The organism is Alloacidobacterium dinghuense (assembly GCF_014274465.1).
GTDB lineage: Bacteria > Acidobacteriota > Terriglobia > Terriglobales > Acidobacteriaceae > Alloacidobacterium > Alloacidobacterium dinghuense.
This window is the reverse complement of the sequence record NZ_CP060394.1, coordinates 3,797,245-3,816,427: the sequence shown is the minus strand read 5'-3', so window position 1 is coordinate 3,816,427 and position 19,183 is coordinate 3,797,245. Positions and strand designations below refer to the sequence as shown.

The following is a 19,183-nucleotide window of genomic DNA, read 5'->3' as shown; positions in this document are numbered from 1 at the left end:
GACGAACCAGCGATGATTCCGGGAGCGACATGGCAATTACCGTTACCCATCAGGACCCGCGTTACCCCACACTGAGAAGAAGCAGAAACCTCCGCCTGCCTCCGTCGGAAGCAGACTTCGCCAGCCGTATCGAACTGTGCGAAAACACGGCGGAGGTAGCTGAAGCCTTGCAGCGAATCGTCAACGCCGGGCTGCGTCCAACCGTGCGCAGCGGCGGCCATTGCTACGAAGACTTCGTCGTGAATAATCCGGGCGGTGCGATTCTCGATCTCAGCCTTCAGGAACCGCACTCCGCGAAAGATGGAACGGTGTACAAGATCAGCGCCGGAAGGCAATTAGGAGACGTCTATCTCGACCTCTATAAGAGGTACGGGGTAACCATCCCCGCCGGGACCTGTTACGCCGTCGGCGCAGGTGGCCACATCAGCGGAGGGGGATACGGTCTGCTTTCGCGCCTGCACGGACTGACAGTGGACTGGTTATCGGCCGTGGACATTCTGACAGTCGATGCGAATGGCAAAGTAGTTTTGCGTCACGTCGATAAACAGCATGATCCTGATCTCTTCCGCGCATGTCGCGGCGCAGGTGGCGGCAACTTCGGAGTCGTCACCACTTTCTTCTTCGACAAGCTACCTCCAGCTCCGCAGGAAGTCGTCCATTCAGGCCTGTCGTTTGATTGGACGACGATGACCGAGGAACGATTTGTCACCATCCTCACCACTTACGGTCATTACTGGGAATCGCGTGGCAAGGACCCTGATACCTATGGCCTCTTCTCCATTCTCGACATTTCTCACGCCTCGACAAAACGACTCGGTCTCTCGTTGCAGTTCTGTAATCCCGACGGAACCTGCAAAGACCTGAGCGTAGTGAACGAGTTTCTTGATCTCTTCTCTCCCTGCAAGCCGACGCCGGGGGCTCCTGCACCTACCGGACAAAGAGCGATACCCGGCGCCTCTGGCCCAGGCGAAGCATGCCCAGGGCTCTACCCGATGAGCCGACGGTTATGGCTTGACGCCACCATTGGCGACAGCGGTGGCGAAGGGAGCGGCCGAGCCAAGTACAAATCAAGCTACATGAAGACGAACTTTACGCCGGAAGAAGCGAAATGCATGTACAAGCACATGACGCGTGAAGTCTCCGGAGTGGACCTGCGAGGATTTTTCCTGGCAATCGATTCCTATGGCGGAGCGACCAACCGCGCTAACCTCGCAGAAGAAACTTCAATCTGGCAGCGTTCGTCGACCATGAAGCTGCAATTTCAGTCGTATTGGCAAAATGCGGAAGACGACGCGGGCCGACTCAAGTGGCTGAAGGATTTCTACGCTGACTTGTACACCAATTCCAAGGTAGACCCTCGCTACGCATCTACGCCCTATCCCGGGGAGCATTACGAGGGCTGTTACATTAACTATCCCGATAGCGACATGCTCGCATACTCATTCTGGCCGCAGCTCTACTACGGCGATCAGGGATTATATGAGTTCCTGCAAGGTGTGAAGCGACGTTATGACCCGAACAATGTCTTCCACCACGCGATGTCTGTCCGTACCTAGCACTATGAGCGAGAGCAAGCAATGGAATCGTCGTGAATTCCTACAAGGCATCGGATATACGTCTCTTCTCGGCACGCTGGACAAAGCAATGCCATTCGCGAAAGAGGCGATACCCGCTCAGGAGTTCGCCTTCGTTGCCGCAGCCGGGGAAGTTCACGCCTTCGCAGTACGCGGCGATGCATGGCAGTGGAAACAGAGCATACCAAGCCGCTCGCCCGTGTCCCTGGCCCTCCATCCCAGCCGACAAATTCTTTATGTAGCAAACGAGATCGACGAATATGAAGGACTGCCGCGTGGCACGGTAGAGGCGTATCAATTTGACGCCAATAATGCCGAGCTGAACTTGCTAAGTCGCCAGCCTCTGTCGCTCTCCGGTATCAATCCAAGGCACATTGAAGTCTCGCCCGATGGCAACTATTTCATCGTGGCCATCCACGGCGGCGGCGCCTTCAACGTATTGCCGATTGCCGCTGACGGTTCTCTGGGCCGGGTCGCGCAGATTTTGAAAGAGGTCGGTGCCGGTCCTCATCCCGACTACCAAGCATCCGCACACCCGCACACGGTTGCGTTCGATGCGTCAGGACAATATCTTCTCGCCACAGACGAAGGATGTGACCGCATCCATGTGTTCGCGTTTCAGCGCGGCAGGATGACACGAACGATTCAGACCGCTTGCCGTCCAGCGTCGGGTCCCGGACACATCGCCGTACATCCCTCCGGAAATTTTCTCTACGTATCAAACAGTCTCGATGAATCAATCGATTGTTATCGCTGGAATGCGGATGCTGCCGAAGTCAAACACGAACAACAAGTCTTGACGAATGCAGCAGCTACTCCGCATGAAGCGCAGCAACTTGTTATTTCGTCGTCAAGTGACGTTCTTTACGCGACATCTGCGGATGACCGCATTTCCTCCTGGACCATAAATCCTGTGACGGGAAAGCTGTCCCCCTTGCAGCAATGGAGGCTTGAAGGGCGATCTCTGCATTCCTTGAGGCTGTCCTCGGATGGCCGCCGCATCTTTGCCGTCGATAGAATTCAGCACGAAGTGCTGTCGATTTATGTTCATGACAGTGGCAAGCTGGGTAATGCGGTCATGGCGGCGAAGGTAACCGCCCCCATAACCCTCATAATGAGTTCGCCAAACCATACTAAAGTTGTTGACTCGGAAGACGATTTGGACGAAGTATGAAAAAGTTTGCAAATACAGTCTTGATTCTTTGCATGGTGTTGCCCTTAGTGGTGTGGCCCTTATCTGCCCCGGCACAAAACGCTCCTTCCCGGCGACCGTTTAGGCTTGTGGCAAATACTCCGTCCTTCTGGGATCTAATGAGCCATGATGCCAGGCTGGAGACAATGGCAACTGGCTTCGGTTTCACCGAAGGTCCGGTATGGGACAAATCCGATTTCGTGTGGGTCAGTGACGAAGAGCTGAACAAAATCTTTCGCGTCTTTCCCGATGGGCACCGCGAAGAAATGGTCGCGCTGGTCGATCCTGATGGCAGCACCTACGATCACGACCATAGGCTGATCAGCACCGCAAGCGCCCTTCGAGCGGTGATTCGTCTCTCGCAAGATGGAAAGAGTTACACCGTGCTTGCAGATCGCTTTGAGGGAAAGAAATTCAACAGTCCAAACGACGTAGTTTTGGGTCCGGACGGAGCCCTCTATTTCACCGATCCAACCCTCGACTTGCAGAAGGGTGAAAAACAGGAAACACCATTTCAGGGAGTCTATCGTCTCGACGCGACTGGAAAAGTCACTCTGCTTACAAAAGACCTCACGCAGCCGAACGGATTAGCATTCTCTCCTGACGGCAAGCACCTCTATATCGATGACTCAGAAAAGAAAAATATCCGCGTGTACGACTTTCATCCCGATGGAACCATCTCAAATGGACGCATCTTCGGCAGCGAAGACGACGGCACAAAAGACGGAGTTCCCGACGGTATCCGTGTCGACCAAAAAGGAAATCTCTTTGTCGTAGGACCGCGCGGCATCTGGGTATGGAGTCCGACAGGCGAGCATCTCGGAACCATCGAAGTCCCGGAGCAACCGGCGAACCTCTCATGGGGCGGTGCGAACAACTCGGTGCTCTACATAACCGCAACCACATCGGTATATAAGCTTCCGACCACCACCCGCGGATTTGTGCCGTACGATTAGGCCTTCCTTGCTTTGCCTTCGCTCTTCCTGACTAGGCATGACAGCTAAATACGCTTTGAGAACGGAGTCCTGTCTCTCAAGGACGGGACCCGCGTTCGGATGCTGTTGCAGTACGCAAATGTTTTTGTGATCGGCTAGTGTTTCACCGCAATCGCCGAAATTTCTATCTTTGCTCCGCCGATCAAGCCCGCGACCTGTACTGTGGCACGCGCCGGTTTCGGATCCGGCATAAGCTTCTTATAGACCTCATTCATTTTTTCGACATCGTTAAGATCTGTAACATAAACAGTTACCGATACGATGTCCGTCATCTGAAAGCCTGCCTTCTTGACAACTTTCTCGATCGCGGCGATAGCATTCGTGGTCTGAAGTGTGATGTCAGTACCAGTAACCTTGCCATGCGAATCAGGCCCCTGTTGGCCCGCGACATACAGAGTATTGCCGGCAATATATCCTTCACTGAAGGGCATGCCCGGCGTAAAGTCAACGGCTTGATGTTGTGCGAAAACGTTCCCTGAGCTACCTAAGATCAAAAGCCCGGCCATCCAGATGAGTGGTCTTGATATCGGCGAACTTGCTCTTTTCATGTTTTGCTATTTTCTCCTCGTTGCGTTAAATGTGCGTTCCACTTTGGAGGCGGCCGTTTCGGCAATACCACCTCGATCGTTCGCAGTATCGAGAGCCAACCGCACAGCGCCTATCAACTGTGCATCAACTCCCAATCCGCTATGAATGAGCTGCATGTTTCCGTGTCGTCGCCACTTTTCCAATTCCTGCCGAGTCGCATCCCCAAGTGCCCGATGCATTCCAACTCCTCCGCCCAACAGAAAAAGAGAGCAGTTCAACACCAGTGAAATGTTGTAAATCGCATAGGCCAGGAGCCGAGCTGACTGTTCGAGAATGGATCGCGCGAGCGCATCCCCGCTTACTGCGCCGTCAAATATCTCAGTTGCCGTCAGATCCTTGCAAAGCGATGTGCCTCCTTTGCTCCATCTCCGTCTCCACTCTGCCCGAATGCCTTCACCGCCAATCAATTCTTCGAGCGCCCCAGGCGTGCTCGTGTCTGCAACGCCGTCCGATACACCCGGCACAAGCATGTAACCAATCTCACCCGCCGACCAGTCCATTCCGCGAAACGGCTTACCGTCGAGAATGATGCCCGCTCCGATGCCCGTTCCCACAGCCAGGAAAACAAAATCACGCACACCCTTTGCGGCGCCGGCCCAGTATTCGCCAATGGCCGCCAGATTCACATCATTGTCCACCGCTGCGGGAACTTCAAAGGCAGCTTCGAGCAGATCGCGAAGCGGAACATTGCGCCAACCGAGCAGATAGGATGTGGCCACCACGATGCCTGCTTCTACATTGGTGACGCCGGGTGCGCCGGCAGCAACTGCTTTCAATGCGCTGCGTGGCACATCGGCTTGCCGCAAAAGCTCTTCTGCGCCACTTCGAATCAGATCAATGATCACATTCGCGTCGCGGCTTCCCGCAGTAGAAGAAGACCATTTGGCAACAATCGCTCCTCCCGCCATGTCTGCCAGGGCGAGGCGAAGGTTGGTCCCCCCTATGTCGATACCGAGAACGTATTGATTGCCGGATGTAAGCAGCTTATTGCCCCTTGATATTGGTTTCTAGTTGACTGCGACACTTGGCTTTGCGCTGATGCTCTCTAATTCGCGGCCCTTTGTTTCCGGAACGATAAAGCGCACAAAAAGCAGAGTAACGATACAGAAGCCCCCATAGATAACAAAGGTGAAGACATTACCCGCCGCTTTGATGAGTGAGAGAAATGTGAGTGACACAAGAAAGTTCGATGCGCCTGATCCCAGTGTTGCTGCCGCAACTCCACGTCCGCGAATTTGCAATGGAAACACTTCGGAAACAAGAATCCAGGCAATCGGCCCCATGCTGAAGGCGAAGCAGGCAATGTACACCACCAGGCAGACGGTAGCGATCATTCCAAGCGACGATCCGAAGGCGACCTGATGGAAAGCGATAGCCAGCATGAAGAGCGACACCGTCATTCCGCTCACCCCAATATATAAAAGTGGCTTGCGCCCAATTCGATCCACCAGGAAAAGCGCAATCACAGTAGCCAGCATGTTCGTTACGGCGACAATCAGAGTTGCGAAGATCGCGTTCTTGTTGGAAGTGATTCCGGCAAGCGCAAAGATTTGTGGCCCATAGTAGATGATGGTATTGATCCCTGTGACCTGTTGCAGGACGGTAAATCCGACGGCGATAAAAAGGGCTCCGCGCGCCGCGGGACTCCAGAGCGCACTCCAGCGCCGGTCAATCTTTGCTTCGAGTGCGGTATGAATGTCGTCCAGCAAGAGTCGCGAGCCGGCCTCGTTCGTGTACGTTGTCAGAACAACCTGCGCTTCTGTAGCCCGGTTTTGCGCAAACAGCCAGCGTGGGCTCTCCGGCAGAGTAAGGACCAGTAACAGAAACAAGGCAGCGGGAACGGCTCCAATGCCAAACATCAGCCTCCACGCCTGCTCTCCGGCGAGCCAGTAACCTACCAGGTCCGCAAGCGCAATCCCGAGAGTAAGCGCGAATTGGTAAAGGCTGATGAGCCCGCCGCGCGATTGCGGGGGAGCAAGCTCCGAAACATAAACCGGAGCCGTCACAGAGGTGAAACCGATGGCAAGTCCCAGGATCGCGCGAGCAACGATCAGCGTGAGCACATTCGGTGAGAGTGGAGCAAGAACCGAGCCAAAGATAAAAAGGCCGCCACCCCAAAGCAACGTTGAGCGCCTGCCGATACGGTCTGCGATGCTGCCGCCGATAATTGCGCCGAGCATCGCGCCAACAAGCACAATGCTTACGACCATTTCCTGCATCTGCGTTGAAAGGCCGAATGACTGGCGCACGAAAATCAAGGCGGCAGCAATGATCCCCATGTCATACCCGTAGAGAATGCCTCCCAGTCCGGCGATGAAGGAAACTCTCCAGAGAAAACCGCGATTGACTTGTATCTGTGAGGCGGCTATGGAATCAGACACGGGCATCCTTTTAACTCGCAAAAATAAAGCTACTGCTCCATCACTCCGTACTGAAAGCGAGGCGGCAACCGGCAGCCTGTTCGTTCCACAATGCCAAGCGTAAGCGCCTGCGGCACAAGAAGTGACGTAATTCCCTCCCACGGCTCGGGCACCGACTCGATCCTGACAGGAAACAGCTTATCTGAAGCCCTGTGCTCATCGTTCGAAATAAGAACGACCTTTCCGCCGCGTCGGTTGCACTCCTGCGCGAGCTTCACCCCAAGGTCCGCAGCCCGCCCTAGCGCGAAAATAATCGCCACATGTGAAGCATCAACATCCAGATTCGGCCCGTGCTTAAAACCTGCTCCAGTGTGCGCTGCGGCCCTCTGGCCGCTCATTTCACGGATACAGAGCGCACTCAAAATCGCGCCGCCGTATGCCGCGCCCCGGCCAATGATCTCAATGTTCGCAGCGCCCCTGCAGAACTTCTCCAATTCGCTCCGGATGGCGAAGATAGGATCGAGATGAGCCGCAAATACTGCTGCTGCCCGTTCCGCATCTTCCTCCCACGCGCATCCAACCATTTCCGATGCAAGAATGATGGCGGCGGCTGTAGCGTTTGTATATGTCTTGGTCGCATTGCCGTATTCGGGTCCAGCCAATATAGGCAGTCGGTTCTCCGCGAGATTCCAGCATGTGCTTGCAGAGTTGTTGCAGATCAAGCCCAACGGCCTGCCGGTACCTCTCTTGAAAAGCTCCACCAGTTCCGCGCTCTCCCCGGACGTTGTCAGCAACACAGAAAGTGCTGCGTCGGCCCAGATAGAGGATGCGTAATGAAGCCACTCGCCGGCATCGACGGAAAACGCCAGTCTTCCATGCGATTGCAGAAAAATGGATCCGCTGATCGATGAACAAAACGATGCCCCCATCCCGATAAAGAGCACCGGGCCTTTGCCCGCTGCGAGACTCCGAAATTTCTTCAATTCGCTGCGGATCGCCGGATCGTTCCCGTACGCGCGAATCAGATCGTGAAGCTTAGCAGGCTGTTCGCGGCACTCAATCTCCAGAATCTGTGTGCCGGTAGCCGTGAGCAGTTCTTGCGGCGGCTCGATGCCTGAAATCCAGCGCGGCGCCTGTTTCGTTTCTTCCATTTACTTGATTCTCAATCTTCCGATCGGTCTTAACTTCAAAGGACTTCCTAACGTTTATTTAGTATTCTGCCTGTGTCTGTTTTGAGCAAGGACTTCTTTGCATGTTTTGCCACAAATTCAAACCGAAGCGCGGCGAAATAAAATCGCAGAGACGCGCCCTTGTCGTTGAAGGCAATGAGTGAAAAGAAAGTCGATCCAGATCGGCAGGCCGTCCACGCTGCGTCACACGAACGCGCTCAGCATTCTCACGCTCCTGCGTGAATGTGGCTCCTGCTCAAGAGCCGACCTCGTCCGGGCCTCCGGTCTAAGCGCACCAACGGTCACAAACGTAGTGAAGGATCTCCTGTCAGAAAACCTGATCGAGCCTCTGGGCGAGGGAGAGTCGAGCGGCGGCCGCCCCCCTGACATGATTCGCTTCAAAGCCGAGCGCGGCTGCATCCTCGCAGTTGAAATCTCCGCAGAAAGCCTTTCATTTCTTCTCGCGGACTTGAACGGAAATGAACTCGATTCGCTGAAAATCGCGCTCAAGAACCGCAAAACAACCCCCGAAGCCGTTTGCGCCTACATTGGTAAGGCACTGCAAAATCTATTGCAGAAGCAGAAGAAAACGCGCAAGCAATTGCTGATGATGGTCGTGGGAGCGCCCGCGATCGCGAATGTTGAGGAAGGCAGCGTCCTATCCATCAGCACTCTGGATGGATGGCGAGCAGTTCCTCTGCGTGCCATGCTCAATAAAATCGTCGACTGCCTGGTCATCATCGAAAACGACACCAATCTTGCCGCTCAGGGAGAACACTACTGCGGCGCAGCGCAGACCGAGCAGGACTTTGTCTTTGTCGCCATCGGAACAAACGTGGGCGCCGGCATTATCCTGGGCGGCAAAATTCACCATGGCTCAAAATGGTCTGCCGGCGAAATCGCTTATCTTCGCCTTCCGCACATTCAGCGCAGGCAGCCCGCCATTCATGAGTTCGGAGAGCTCGAGACAGTCCTGACCAGTTCAGGAATTCTAAAGAGCTGGGATAAAGAGAGCAAAAGGATTGGCCGCAGTCACATTGCCACAAAGAGCGTAAAGCAGCTGACCGCGCTTGATGTCCTCGATATTGCCCAGGCCGGCGACGCAGACGCGCAAAGAATCGTCCGGTTGAGAGCTGACATTGTCTCCGACATCATCGTCAACCTGTCGCTCATTCTGAACCCGGGGCTCATCCTCTTAGGCGGAGAGATTGGCAGTCATCCCGTATTGGTCAGCTCGGTTCTCAAACAGCTTGAGGGCAGTGAGTTTGCGGTGCCGAAGATCGGCACCAGTGCCCTCGGTCCTCGCGCCGGGCTTTGGGGCGCGGTTTCCCTTGCGCTCGACGCCATCTCTTCCGTATTGCTCCCCCAGCCGCCAACTTGATACGCGACTCCGACCGAAAGCGAACAAGTTCTTGACAGGCTATTCGCCGTATGGTCGCATGGATGTTGGTCCTGACTTAGTTATGGAACATTAGAAACGCGTTCGTAATGCCTTCGGACCATGTACCGCCCCAATCATTTGCAGTTTATGAAGACGATCCGCCACTGCCTTTTGCTGTTTCACATTGCAGCCTGCATCGTGTGTCCTGCTCAAACCATGAGCGGCCAGAAGAAGCACCTTCTTGTGATCGGCGAAGAGAAGGGATATCGGCACGAGTCGGTTTCGCACGCCATGGCCACCATCGAGCGTCTTGGCGAACAGACTGGATTGTGGGACACGACCATCCGCACCGATACCGAAGCCCTTACGAAGAGAAAGCTCGAATACAACGCAAAGAACTTAACAAATTTCGATGCCGTTCTCTTCTTCACGGGTGGCGACTTGGAAATGGATGTACAGCAGAAGGCGGATCTTCTGTCTTTCGTGCATGACGACGGTAAAGGGTTCATCGGCGTTCATAGTGCGGCGATCACAATGACCAAGTGGCCGGAATTCGTCGACATGGTTGGCGGTACCTTCGACGAGCATCCCTGGGGAACGTTTGATGCGCCAATCGTTGTGGAAGACCCGAAGTTCCCCGGCATGGAGCAGTGGCCGCATGCTTTTACTCTTCGCGACGAGATCTACCAGATGAAATCCTCCTCGCGTGACAAAGTACACGTTCTCATGAGCCTCGATGCCAGCAAACTCGACTTGTCCAACCCAAGGGTGCATCGAACAGATCACGACTTCATTGTCACCTGGGCCAAAATGTACGGGAAAGGTCGCGTCTACTATTCGACATTGGGGCATCCGAAGGAAACCTGGGACGATCCACGCCTCCAACAGATGTATGTTGAGGCAATCAAGTGGGCCACGGGGCTGGTGAATGCAGACGTTACGCCGTCGCCTGCGCTACCTGCCCCCAAATAGTAGATCTCTCAAACGAGAGAGGAGTTGAATGCTGACTCGACGAGCATTTGCCAAACTTGCTGTCGCTTCCTGTGTCGCCAGTGCAGCGGCGCCGCTGCGCGCTTTCGATTCACTTAACATCGGTGTTGGAACCTACAGCTATCACGGCCTCTCAGTCGACGACATGATTGTCCAGCTGAAGGCTCTACGTGTTCGCGAAATAGAAATGTCCCGCGTCGAGTTCATGTTGCTGAGCCATCCTGAGGATGCGTTGTTCCGCACCGCTAAGGAAAAGCTGGACCGCGCCGGAATCCGCTGTGTTTCCTACTATGCCGCCACCTTCAAGAATACTCAGGACATCACCGATGCAATCCGCTTTGCAAAGCTGCTGGGCGCGACCAATATTACCGGCGACGCCACAGAAGATATTCTGAAGCAGCTTGACCACCGCCTCACCGAAGAAGGACTGACCTTCGGACTTCACAATCATTTCTTCCCGTATAAATTTGCTTATGAAAGCCCTGAAGATGTACTGAATGCCCTATCCGGGATGTCGAAGACCATGGGAGCCACAGCGGATACTGGCCACTTCGCGTCCTGCGGCTATGACACTGTTGATGCCATCCGCAAATTGGAGCCGCGTTTGCGAATGGTTCACTTAAAGGATATTCAGGCCAAGGGCGGAGAAGTGAACGTGCTGTTGGGCAATGGCATTGCAAAGATTCCGGAAGTGATGCAGGAACTGCACCGGCAAAACTTCGCAGGCCTCGTCGCCGTCGAATATGAGAAGGAAGGCGACGTCAATCAGGACATGGTGCAGGAAGTAACATTTGCCAGAAAGCTCGCGCAATAGTCGCGCCGAGCAACGCATGGAGGAAACGATGTTAAAGAGGGTCGCTTTTGCCGCAACAATGTTGCTTTTTTCTGTCGCTGTTTTGGCGCAACCGGCACATCCCATCCTTCCTCTGGGTTCGTCGGCTCCGGACTTCTCGCTGCCGGGCGTAGATGGCAAGACCCACAAACTCACTGACTACGCGAGCAGTCCCCTTCTGGTCGTGCTGTTCACCTGCAATCACTGCCCGATTGCCCAGATGTATGAACGCCGCATCGAACAGCTCTATGAAGATTACGGAAAGCGCGGAGTGGCGGTCGTTGCCATTCAGGGAAACGATCCGAAAGCCATCCGAATCGATGAACTCGACTCTTCCGATGTCAGCGACACACTCGACGACATGAAGATTCGCGTGCAGTACAAGCATCTTCATTATCCCTACCTGTATGCCGGCGATACCGAGTCGGTGACTCTCGCCTATGGGCCGCAGGCAACACCGCATGTCTTCGTTTTTGATAAGGAGCGGCACCTTCGCTATGAAGGCCGCTTTGATAACAACTACCGCATCGAAATGGTAAAGACCCACGACGCCCAGGATGCGATCGATGCTTTGCTGGCAGGCAAAGACATTGCCGTGAAGCACACAGGCGTCTTCGGTTGCTCCACAAAGTGGTCTGAAAAATCTGAGCAGAGAGAAGCCGCCGAGAGAAAGCTTGAGGCAGAGCCAGTTCAGGTTGAAAAAGTAGATGCCGCAGGGCTGAAAAAGCTCCGCTCGGGAACAAGCGGCCACGTCACGGTGATCAATTTCTGGGCGACATGGTGCGGCTCCTGTGTTGCCGAATTCGCAGACCTGCAGGACACCTATCGGATGTACAGCGCCCGTGACTTTGACATGGTTACTGTCTCGGCGAACATGCCGGATGAGGAGCCTGGTGTCTTGCGCTTTCTGCAGAAGAAGCACGCCACGACGCGCAATCTTCTCTTTGCATCTGACGACACCGAGAAATTGCAAGCAGCATTTGATCCGGCTTGGCAGTCCGCCGTGCCCTATACCGTTGTCCTCGCCCCAGACGGCAAGGTCATCTACAAAACGCTGGGCTCCGTCGACCTGCTCGAAATGCGCCGGAAAATCCTGGCTGCCATGCCCTCAGACTACATTGGCTTCAACAAGTATTGGGCTGGCGGTAATTGAGCCTGCAGCCACTGCTGCGTGCGTGAACCAATCAACGAGAGGTCCGATTTTCCGATTCAACCTAGCTCGCGTCGAATTCAGGATCGACGGGGACCTGGAGCGCCGTCGCTAAGGCATTTGTCTCGGAAGCCATTCTGACCACTGCCAGAAACTCGCTGTATTGCAGATCACTGATTCCCTTGGCTCGCGCGGCTGCTGTGTGCGAATGCACGCAGTAGCTGCAGCTGTTCACGGTTGAAACAGCAATATAAATCAACTCTTTCGTGATCGGATCGAGCGCGCCCGGTTCGATCATGACCGCCTTGATGCTCGACCATGTGCGTTCAAGCAACGCCGGCTCGTTCGCGAGCGCCCGCCAGAAATTATTCACAAAGTCGCTCTTGCGCGTGGCGCGGATATCGTCGAATACCGCTTTGATTCTCGGATGCAGAGAAACCTCTTCATCCGTCCAGAGCTTCACAGTAGCCATGCCTCAAACCTTTAAGAAGAATATGTCCAGATTGCTCGATCGCGTATTCGATGGCAAGGGGCAGGCAGGCGGTTCACTTGCTTAAGTCACAAAACAAACCAAAAGAGGACGTTTGCTGATATATTGCGGCAATCCAACCGAAGACAGGGTTCGGAGCTTCACCAGCTAAGTCGCTGGATGGCATGTTCTTGGGCCGGCTTTAAAAGCTTTACAGGAGGGAAGGATGAGCATCACCGGAGCAATAGCCGAATTGAACAAGGAGATCGAACGCCTGACGAAAATTCGCGACTCGCTTGCGCAGGTTGCGCCCACTGGAACCTCGGCGAAGACGGCTTCATCTGCCTCAACAAAAGGATCCGCTTCCGCAAAGACGGCTGCACCGGTGAGGAAGAAGCGTGTACTCTCGGCTGCGGCTCGCAAGAAGATCTCCGAGGCCAACAAGGCGCGGTGGGCAAGGATCAGGGGAGCGAAGGCGGCGAAATAGACTCGGCCTTCATCGCGCTGATCAGGCAAGATGCGCACTGGAGATCATTGATTGGTAAAAGGCATCGTCGTGCCTGCTCTCGTTCTGGCGCTCTTGGAAAACTTTCGCTCCAACCCAGTGCTCCAGCCGCAGGGTCTTCGGCTCATTCGTGCTGTATAGTCAAGATGATGGCATCGAAAGTTCAGGTAAGCGCAAAGCTGGAGGAGAAGTCTCCCGGCTTGCCATATGCTGCGCTCATTCTCGGTTGGCTGGTTCCTGGTCTGGGCCACGCGCTCACAAAGCATTGGATCCGCGCGATTTTGCTCTTTGTCTCCATTACCAGCATGTTCACCCTTGGAATCCTGATGCAGGGTAAGCTCTATCAGCCCAACATGGGCGATGTGCTGGAAATGCTTGGCTTTGCAGGAGATCTTGGCTGTGGCGCTCTCTACGGTCTGGGCCGCCTCATGGATCTGGGACACGGTGCCGTTCAGGTGGCAACGGCCGACTATGGAACGAAGTTCATCGTCGTTGCCGGCCTCCTCAACATCATCTCCGCCGTCGACGCGCACAATCTCCGCATAGGCAGGAAGCCCGCATGTTAGTGCTTTCCCATTTCTCCGCTGTTCTGCTCTTTGCGACGTTTGCCTCGGTAGTCTTCGCGATCACACAGCGCACCAATCCAAAGGCGATGGTTCGCTACGGCCTTTACTGCTGGGCAATGTTTGTGGGGATCGTGATCGTTGCCAGTTGGCTCATGTGGTTCATTCGCCGCTAGCTTAAGACTCTTTCGTCCAGTTCCAGGAGCGGTCCCAGACCATCGCGTCGAAGGAATGCTTTTCAACAAAGCCCACGCTGCGGTAAAGATCCACTGCGTTCGCATTCTCTTCCGTGACAGTCAGTGTCAGGCCGCGAAACCCGCGTCCCCGCAATTCCTCCGCGCATTCTTCAATCAGCCGCCTGCCCAGCCCGAGCCCACGCTGATCTCTCGCTACGCAGACCTGCGTCACGTGCCCGATGTCCTCACGCACGCGAGAGCACAAGAGCACCCCAGCCAGCGAGCCATCTGCCGTGCGCGCCATCGTTCTCGATGCAGCCGGATCAAACAACCCGCAACCGGGAAAGCGAACGATATTGTGCAGGAATCGAAGTGAGCCGCTTACCGACCGGTATTGATCATTGATAAAGCTATCCAGGTGCCCATTGTAGGCATCGGCAATCAGATATCCCGCCGGATGAAAATCGTTTTCCCGCCACCTGCTGAGAACAATGCCTTCTGGAAGCGGCCGACGCGATCCCGACGCTGCGAACTGTGTCAGATCAAGCTCCATGAAGAGGCGGCGAAAGAGCTTGAAGCCCGCCCGTTCGAAAATCTCGGCATGCAGTCCATGCGGATGCAGCAACAGCTGGCACTCTATGCGATCGATCCCCGGCGAGTGCCGAAGAAGCTCAATCAAATGGCGCAGCAGCTGGCTTTCTACTTCGGCAGGTGCATCGGAAAGAGAAAACACATCGCCGATGATCGCCTTATGGTCTTCGTACACGCAGAAGACATACCCGGCAATGCGTCCATTTTCCAGGGCGACATAGCCCGGCAGCACGCGGGAATCAAGGTACTGCAGCAACAGGTCCGCAGAAGTACGGTAATCCCATCGCAGCCGATCGCTCCAGAGACGACTCTCCTCGTCCAGCACCGGTCGCAGGCTGCTGGCTGAAAAATGCCTCAGGTCGAGAATCTCAAACTGCAATGCCGAGCTCAAGCTGTCTGCACCATGAACTAAGTGATTGATGTATCTTCAGGGCCGCGTTCCAGAACGAAGCCGTAATTCGGGAAGAAACACCCACCTGCTGATTTACTCTTCTGCCGCTACTGCGTAGACAACCAGATTCTGAGCAGGATACACGAACAAAGGCTCATATCGCCTGCCGGTAAGTTTTTGACGCAGTTCGTCGACATAAGATTCGCGAGCTATGAGGATATGTTGCTCCTTCGGAATCCCCTCATGCTCGTAATTCACTACTTTCCGGTTGCGATAGAACGACAGGCCAAATTCCACATCGCGACGAACCCGGAACACCGCAACCGTACCGTCCGGGGGACTGATTTGTTGCAGAATCTTCGATAGCGGGCGCGCCGAATACGTCAGGTCGATCAGCTGCACCGTTCCCTTCGTCGAGGCAATCTGCCCGAAACCGAAGAACGGCCCGATTCCATAAAGAAACAGCAGCAGAATCACAATCGGAATCATGGTTGCAATCCGCAACCGATGAAGACCGAACCGCGCTACCGTGATGAGGATAAAGATGGTTGCGGCAAATCCCGTCGCGCCCGCGGCAATCAGCGCATTCGCAGGGGGCATCTGGTCGGAGTGTTGAATTAACCGCGGCAGCAGCAGGACCAGCGTCGTAAGGCCGCCCGCAAGCACGCCGTGCAGAATCAGCAGCCACGCCTTCAACCCTCGCCCGCGCATGCGGTTCAAATAGTCACCGCTCAAAATCATCAGCGGCGGAACGGAAGGCAACACATAGCCCGGCAGCTTGGACTCCGAGAAGGAAAAGAAGACCACCGGAATCACCGCCCAGAGCACCAGAAACTCAGGGAAGGCGTCGCCCGTCCGCTGAAAGCCCATGTAGTGATACTTCACCCGTCGCGCCCGCCACTCTGCCATCGACCCCTGCACCGCATTCACCAAGGCCGCGATCGCGATCACTGTCCACGGCATCATGCTCAACACAACCACGGGCAGGTAATACCAGAAATGCTGTTCGTGCTCGAAGCGGTTGGTGGCAAAGCGCTCCAGATTGTGTTCGAGAAAGAAGACCCGCAAAAAGTTAGGATTGCGCTTCTGTACCGCGATAAACCACGGCAGCACCATCGCGAAGTAGAGCGCAACCCCCGGCCACCAGATGCTTCGTCGCAGGATCGACCACTCTTTTCGCAACGCCGCAAACGCCGCTATGATGACCAGCGCAAGAAAGGGAGCTACCGGCCCCTTGGCCAGAGTCGCCGCGCCTACAAAGAAGTAAAGATCAAAGAGCCAGAACTTGCTGTTCGTCTCATACCAGGCATACCAGCCCAGCATGCCGATACAGAACGGCGCAGCCATCTGCATGTCCGTTGAAGCCCCGCGCGCAAAGCTCAATATCCCCGCGCAGGAAGCCGTCAGCAGCGCGGCGTCCAGCTGTCCGCCAGGGCGAAATCGCCGCATGTGCAGAAAGATGAGCGTAACCAGCACAAACGCAAAGCTTGCCGAAGGGATTCGCGCCGACCAGTCATGCACGCCGAATTCCCTGAAGGCAAACATCGCTCGCCAGTAATAGAGCGCTGGTTTTTCCAGCCACGGCTTGCCATACAGAATCGGCGTCACGTAATCGTGCCGATTGAGCATCTCTCGCGCTATCTGGGCATAGCGCGGTTCATCCGCCCCCACCAGCCCGATGCCGTCGCCGCCAAAGATAGGCACTAATCCGTAAAACAGGAAGAAGGCAGTAAAGAGAAACAGAGTCAGTGTTTCCAGTGTCGTTCCCAGAAAAGGGAAGCGCGCCATAGCAGTCGTAGGGTTTATGCGTAGCGCCTTGATGCTCTTAGGGATAGCCACGTTCTTTTCTGAAATCCCGGATGGAATTGCTTTCCGAGTCAAGGCTATCAGATTAAACTATGCGACTCATGAACCGCTGCGCTCAGGGTGCGCCGGGCCACCTCGAGAATCATGTCCGTCGCATCCGGTAGCGGCCCATCGATCGTGCAACCGCTGGCATGCTGGTGGCCGCCGCCGCCAAAACGCTCAGCAAGCCGAGCCACATTCACATCGCCCTTGCTGCGCAAAGAGAGCCGCACCCGGTGATTGCTGAGTTCGCGCAGGAAGATCGCCACATCGACTCCGGCAATCGCAATTGCATAATTTACGATTCCCTCGCAGTCTTCCTCCGCTGCGCTCGTGCGAACCATGTCGTCATGCGTCACCCACATCCAGGCAATGCGTCCTTCGCGCCGCAGGTTCGAAAGAGCCGCGCCCAGCAGGAGCATCTTCGAAGTCGGGTGCGAAAAGTAAACATCCTTGGCAATCGTCGCCGACTTCGCCCCGTGCCGCACCAGCTCTGCCGCCAGCTCAAAGGTATGAGCATCGGTTCCGTCGTAGCAGAACGATCCCGTATCCGTCAGCACCGCCGTGTAAAGGCATGTTGCCATCTCTGGCGTAATGCAAACGCCGGCAACCATGGCCAGCTTGTAGACCATCTCCGCGACGGCGCACGCCTCCGTATCGATCCAGTTGATGTTGCCAAAGGTGCGCCCGCTCACATGGTGATCGATATTGATCAGGAAACGTCCATCCAGACCGCGCAGCCGCGAGCGCTCGATCCCGTCGCATTCCAGCAGAATCACCGCGTCGTATTCGCCTTCTACGCGGCTCACCTGGCGTACCACAGAAGCGCAGGGAAGCGACCTGTAGATCAGCGGCACCCGGTCACAGGAAACCATCTCCACCTGCTTGCCCAGCTGCTCCAGAATCATTCCGCACGCCAGCATCGATCCCACGGCATCGCCATCCGGCCGCGCATGTGCGCTGACCAGAAACCGCTGTCCGCGCTCAATCGCGTCCAATACTGCGTGGATAGTGTGCCGATCTCCCATGGGCCCCTGTTGGTTTCATACAAACTCAGGAATTGTTGTCCTGAGTGCAGCGAAGGATCTGCTTTTGCCTTTCTTCACTTAAAAGTTTCCCAGCCTTACTCAGCCACGCTTTTCTGTCTCTTTTGCGCCCGGCCCAGCAGTTCATCAATCCGCGTCTTCATCTTTTCTGACCGGTCGATATGGAACGAAAGATCCGGAACATGCCGCACTCCCATACGCTCCAGCAGTTCATGTCGGATGTAACCCCGCGCCGCCATCAAGCCCTCGATCGTCTGCTTTTCTTCTTCGGGGCCGCCATCGACCGCGACATAAATCAGCGCCGACTTCCCCCCAGGATTCAGCACAACCTGGCTTACATAGGCAAAGCTGATTCGCGGATCCGATAATTCGCCTTCGATCATCGCTCCTATTTCTTCACGCAGCGTCTCCGCCACGCGGTCCTGGTGGTACTTGCGCGCCCGTTGCTCTGGCATCTCAAACTTCCTTTGGTTAAACGATTGAGAATATCAGACCAGACGGCCTGCGTTGCACAAAAGTAAGCAGGTAAATGTAAAAGTTGTGCTGTCGCAATGAATGACGGTTGAAAGGAAACCACTTACGTCGGCGCAACAGGACCCGCAGAGAAAAGAAAAATTACCGTTGCGAAAGGACGAAAAACGCAACGAGGATCGGATATCAAAGTGGCGCCACGGCCTTGCAAGCGCCAGGTTTGCGCCAAAATGTAAAACGCCTGTGGAAGTTATTCCACAGGCGCCACAATTCAGTAGCCCTCCCCCAAGTGCTACTCAATGTTTGAAATGTAAAGTCTCTCGGGGCCTAAGCCAATCCCATCTTAGTTTCACGATGCCAAACAGTCGTAATCAACGATCGGTTACCTAAGTCGACAATAAACTGCAACAGATTTGTTAATCGGACCGTCAATCGGAGCATTACCCAATCCGAGGCGTGCCCAGCCTGGCCAGATCAGTTCTCCAGGTACTCCCACCACGCATCTGCCACCTGCGCGCCCAGATCGTTGCTGATACGCACAGCCGCATCCTCAACCTGCTTCATCAACCCGGCCAGGTAATCCCGCGAGCCTGAGATCGCAGCGACGCCAATCGTCGCCGACTGCCAGGTAACTGCTTCATCCATCTCTGCCACCGAAATATTGAAGCCGTTTTGCAGCTTTTCCTTCAAACTGCGCACCACCTGCCGACGATCTTTGAGCGAATGAGCATTCTCGATACGAATCTCCAGCGTGAGCACCGCAACCGGCATGGGCCTAGCCTAGCAAATGCTCTCTACATCGCGAAGGAATCGGTTCATCGCAGACAGCCCACAGATAATCCCAATTCAGTCGGACACCAAAAAGAATTCCGATACGCTGCCTTCGGCAAGCCAG

At 55.1% G+C, this 19,183-nt stretch carries 20 protein-coding genes; 10 read left to right on the top strand and 10 right to left on the bottom strand.

Translation table 11 applies throughout. The features are described from left to right. Window positions 1–29 precede the first annotated feature (29 nt). From H7849_RS15695 to H7849_RS15685, 3 genes are all read left to right on the top strand, one after another. On the top strand, window positions 30–1,556 hold the full coding sequence (locus tag H7849_RS15695) for an FAD-binding oxidoreductase (protein ID WP_186740555.1): 1,527 nt from the start codon (window positions 30–32) through the stop codon (window positions 1,554–1,556). Between the two features lie 4 nt (window positions 1,557–1,560). Further along, window positions 1,561–2,748, top strand: coding sequence for a lactonase family protein (locus H7849_RS15690; protein ID WP_186740553.1), 1,188 nt, complete (start codon window positions 1,561–1,563; stop codon window positions 2,746–2,748). A gap of 164 nt (window positions 2,749–2,912) precedes the next feature. Continuing rightward, complete coding sequence (locus tag H7849_RS15685; RefSeq protein ID WP_251106299.1) at window positions 2,913–3,722, top strand: SMP-30/gluconolactonase/LRE family protein; 810 nt, start codon at window positions 2,913–2,915, stop codon at window positions 3,720–3,722. A gap of 134 nt (window positions 3,723–3,856) precedes the next feature. Here the strand turns inward: H7849_RS15685 and H7849_RS15680 are convergent, their stop codons facing one another. From H7849_RS15680 to H7849_RS15665, 4 genes are all read right to left on the bottom strand, one after another. Beyond that, a complete protein-coding gene (locus tag H7849_RS15680) occupies window positions 3,857–4,309 on the bottom strand; it encodes a RidA family protein (RefSeq protein WP_186740549.1) in 453 nt (150 codons plus the stop codon). Window positions 4,310–4,315: 6 nt separating this feature from the next. Beyond that, window positions 4,316–5,293: an ROK family protein gene (locus H7849_RS15675; protein WP_285288968.1), complete on the bottom strand. Its 978-nt coding sequence runs from the start codon at window positions 5,291–5,293 to the stop codon at window positions 4,316–4,318. A 63-nt stretch (window positions 5,294–5,356) separates the two neighbouring features. Further along, window positions 5,357–6,730 (bottom strand): sugar porter family MFS transporter, encoded by a 1,374-nt coding sequence (locus tag H7849_RS15670; RefSeq protein ID WP_432756497.1) that lies wholly within the window; start codon window positions 6,728–6,730, stop codon window positions 5,357–5,359. A gap of 29 nt (window positions 6,731–6,759) precedes the next feature. Further along, window positions 6,760–7,860, bottom strand: coding sequence for an SIS domain-containing protein (locus H7849_RS15665; RefSeq protein ID WP_186740545.1), 1,101 nt, complete (start codon window positions 7,858–7,860; stop codon window positions 6,760–6,762). A gap of 178 nt (window positions 7,861–8,038) precedes the next feature. On the opposite strand from H7849_RS15665, the gene H7849_RS15660 reads away from it, so the two are divergent. From H7849_RS15660 to H7849_RS15645, 4 genes are all read left to right on the top strand, one after another. Next, window positions 8,039–9,259, top strand: a complete 1,221-nt coding sequence (locus H7849_RS15660) for an ROK family transcriptional regulator (protein WP_186740543.1) — start codon at window positions 8,039–8,041, stop codon at window positions 9,257–9,259. A 147-nt stretch (window positions 9,260–9,406) separates the two neighbouring features. Then, complete coding sequence (locus tag H7849_RS15655) at window positions 9,407–10,231, top strand: ThuA domain-containing protein (protein WP_186740541.1); 825 nt, start codon at window positions 9,407–9,409, stop codon at window positions 10,229–10,231. A gap of 28 nt (window positions 10,232–10,259) precedes the next feature. Then, a complete protein-coding gene (locus tag H7849_RS15650) occupies window positions 10,260–11,063 on the top strand; it encodes a sugar phosphate isomerase/epimerase family protein (protein WP_186740539.1) in 804 nt (267 codons plus the stop codon). A 28-nt stretch (window positions 11,064–11,091) separates the two neighbouring features. Next, entirely contained in the window at window positions 11,092–12,234 is a 1,143-nt protein-coding gene (locus H7849_RS15645; protein WP_186740537.1) for a redoxin family protein, read from the top strand. Between the two features lie 61 nt (window positions 12,235–12,295). Here the strand turns inward: H7849_RS15645 and H7849_RS15640 are convergent, their stop codons facing one another. Beyond that, window positions 12,296–12,703 carry a carboxymuconolactone decarboxylase family protein gene (locus H7849_RS15640; RefSeq protein WP_186740535.1) on the bottom strand — a complete coding sequence of 136 codons (408 nt, stop codon included), beginning with the start codon at window positions 12,701–12,703 and terminating at the stop codon, window positions 12,296–12,298. Between the two features lie 223 nt (window positions 12,704–12,926). On the opposite strand from H7849_RS15640, the gene H7849_RS15635 reads away from it, so the two are divergent. From H7849_RS15635 to H7849_RS15625, 3 genes are all read left to right on the top strand, one after another. Then, a complete protein-coding gene (locus H7849_RS15635; RefSeq protein ID WP_186740533.1) occupies window positions 12,927–13,187 on the top strand; it encodes a hypothetical protein in 261 nt (86 codons plus the stop codon). A 164-nt stretch (window positions 13,188–13,351) separates the two neighbouring features. Next, entirely contained in the window at window positions 13,352–13,771 is a 420-nt protein-coding gene (locus H7849_RS15630; protein ID WP_251106297.1) for a DUF6677 family protein, read from the top strand. Beyond that, window positions 13,765–13,944, top strand: coding sequence for a hypothetical protein (locus H7849_RS15625; protein WP_186740531.1), 180 nt, complete (start codon window positions 13,765–13,767; stop codon window positions 13,942–13,944). The genes H7849_RS15630 and H7849_RS15625 overlap by 7 nt, the downstream gene beginning before the upstream one ends. Window position 13,945: 1 nt before the next feature. Here the strand turns inward: H7849_RS15625 and H7849_RS15620 are convergent, their stop codons facing one another. From H7849_RS15620 to H7849_RS15600, 5 genes are all read right to left on the bottom strand, one after another. Beyond that, the gene (locus tag H7849_RS15620) at window positions 13,946–14,926 is read right to left on the bottom strand and encodes a GNAT family N-acetyltransferase (protein ID WP_186740529.1); all 981 of its coding nucleotides are present in this window, start codon (window positions 14,924–14,926) and stop codon (window positions 13,946–13,948) included. A 93-nt stretch (window positions 14,927–15,019) separates the two neighbouring features. Further along, window positions 15,020–16,765: an ArnT family glycosyltransferase gene (locus tag H7849_RS15615; protein WP_251106296.1), complete on the bottom strand. Its 1,746-nt coding sequence runs from the start codon at window positions 16,763–16,765 to the stop codon at window positions 15,020–15,022. 47 nt (window positions 16,766–16,812) lie between these two features. Then, window positions 16,813–17,799: a DHH family phosphoesterase gene (locus H7849_RS15610; protein ID WP_186740527.1), complete on the bottom strand. Its 987-nt coding sequence runs from the start codon at window positions 17,797–17,799 to the stop codon at window positions 16,813–16,815. 95 nt (window positions 17,800–17,894) lie between these two features. Next, window positions 17,895–18,272, bottom strand: a complete 378-nt coding sequence (gene rbfA / locus H7849_RS15605; RefSeq protein WP_186740525.1) for a 30S ribosome-binding factor RbfA — start codon at window positions 18,270–18,272, stop codon at window positions 17,895–17,897. A gap of 490 nt (window positions 18,273–18,762) precedes the next feature. Continuing rightward, window positions 18,763–19,059, bottom strand: coding sequence for a DUF503 domain-containing protein (locus H7849_RS15600; RefSeq protein WP_186740523.1), 297 nt, complete (start codon window positions 19,057–19,059; stop codon window positions 18,763–18,765). Between the last annotated feature and the right edge of the window lie 124 nt (window positions 19,060–19,183).

Excerpts from the sequence above, each read along its gene's own strand:
- H7849_RS15665 (WP_186740545.1), bottom strand. The coding sequence starts at position 7,860 with ATGGAAGAAACGAAACAGGCGCCGCGCTGGATTTCAGGCATCGAGCCG.
- H7849_RS15635 (WP_186740533.1), top strand. The coding sequence starts at position 12,927 with ATGAGCATCACCGGAGCAATAGCCGAATTGAACAAGGAGATCGAACGC.
- H7849_RS15600 (WP_186740523.1), bottom strand. The coding sequence starts at position 19,059 with ATGCCGGTTGCGGTGCTCACGCTGGAGATTCGTATCGAGAATGCTCAT.
- H7849_RS15695 (WP_186740555.1), top strand. The coding sequence starts at position 30 with ATGGCAATTACCGTTACCCATCAGGACCCGCGTTACCCCACACTGAGA.
- rbfA (WP_186740525.1), bottom strand. The coding sequence starts at position 18,272 with ATGCCAGAGCAACGGGCGCGCAAGTACCACCAGGACCGCGTGGCGGAG.
- H7849_RS15625 (WP_186740531.1), top strand. The coding sequence starts at position 13,765 with ATGTTAGTGCTTTCCCATTTCTCCGCTGTTCTGCTCTTTGCGACGTTT.
- H7849_RS15655 (WP_186740541.1), top strand. The coding sequence starts at position 9,407 with ATGAAGACGATCCGCCACTGCCTTTTGCTGTTTCACATTGCAGCCTGC.
- H7849_RS15685 (WP_251106299.1), top strand. The coding sequence starts at position 2,913 with ATGGCAACTGGCTTCGGTTTCACCGAAGGTCCGGTATGGGACAAATCC.
- H7849_RS15640 (WP_186740535.1), bottom strand. The coding sequence starts at position 12,703 with ATGGCTACTGTGAAGCTCTGGACGGATGAAGAGGTTTCTCTGCATCCG.
- H7849_RS15630 (WP_251106297.1), top strand. The coding sequence starts at position 13,352 with ATGATGGCATCGAAAGTTCAGGTAAGCGCAAAGCTGGAGGAGAAGTCT.
- H7849_RS15645 (WP_186740537.1), top strand. The coding sequence starts at position 11,092 with ATGTTAAAGAGGGTCGCTTTTGCCGCAACAATGTTGCTTTTTTCTGTC.
- H7849_RS15680 (WP_186740549.1), bottom strand. The coding sequence starts at position 4,309 with ATGAAAAGAGCAAGTTCGCCGATATCAAGACCACTCATCTGGATGGCC.
- H7849_RS15650 (WP_186740539.1), top strand. The coding sequence starts at position 10,260 with ATGCTGACTCGACGAGCATTTGCCAAACTTGCTGTCGCTTCCTGTGTC.
- H7849_RS15610 (WP_186740527.1), bottom strand. The coding sequence starts at position 17,799 with ATGGGAGATCGGCACACTATCCACGCAGTATTGGACGCGATTGAGCGC.
- H7849_RS15690 (WP_186740553.1), top strand. The coding sequence starts at position 1,561 with ATGAGCGAGAGCAAGCAATGGAATCGTCGTGAATTCCTACAAGGCATC.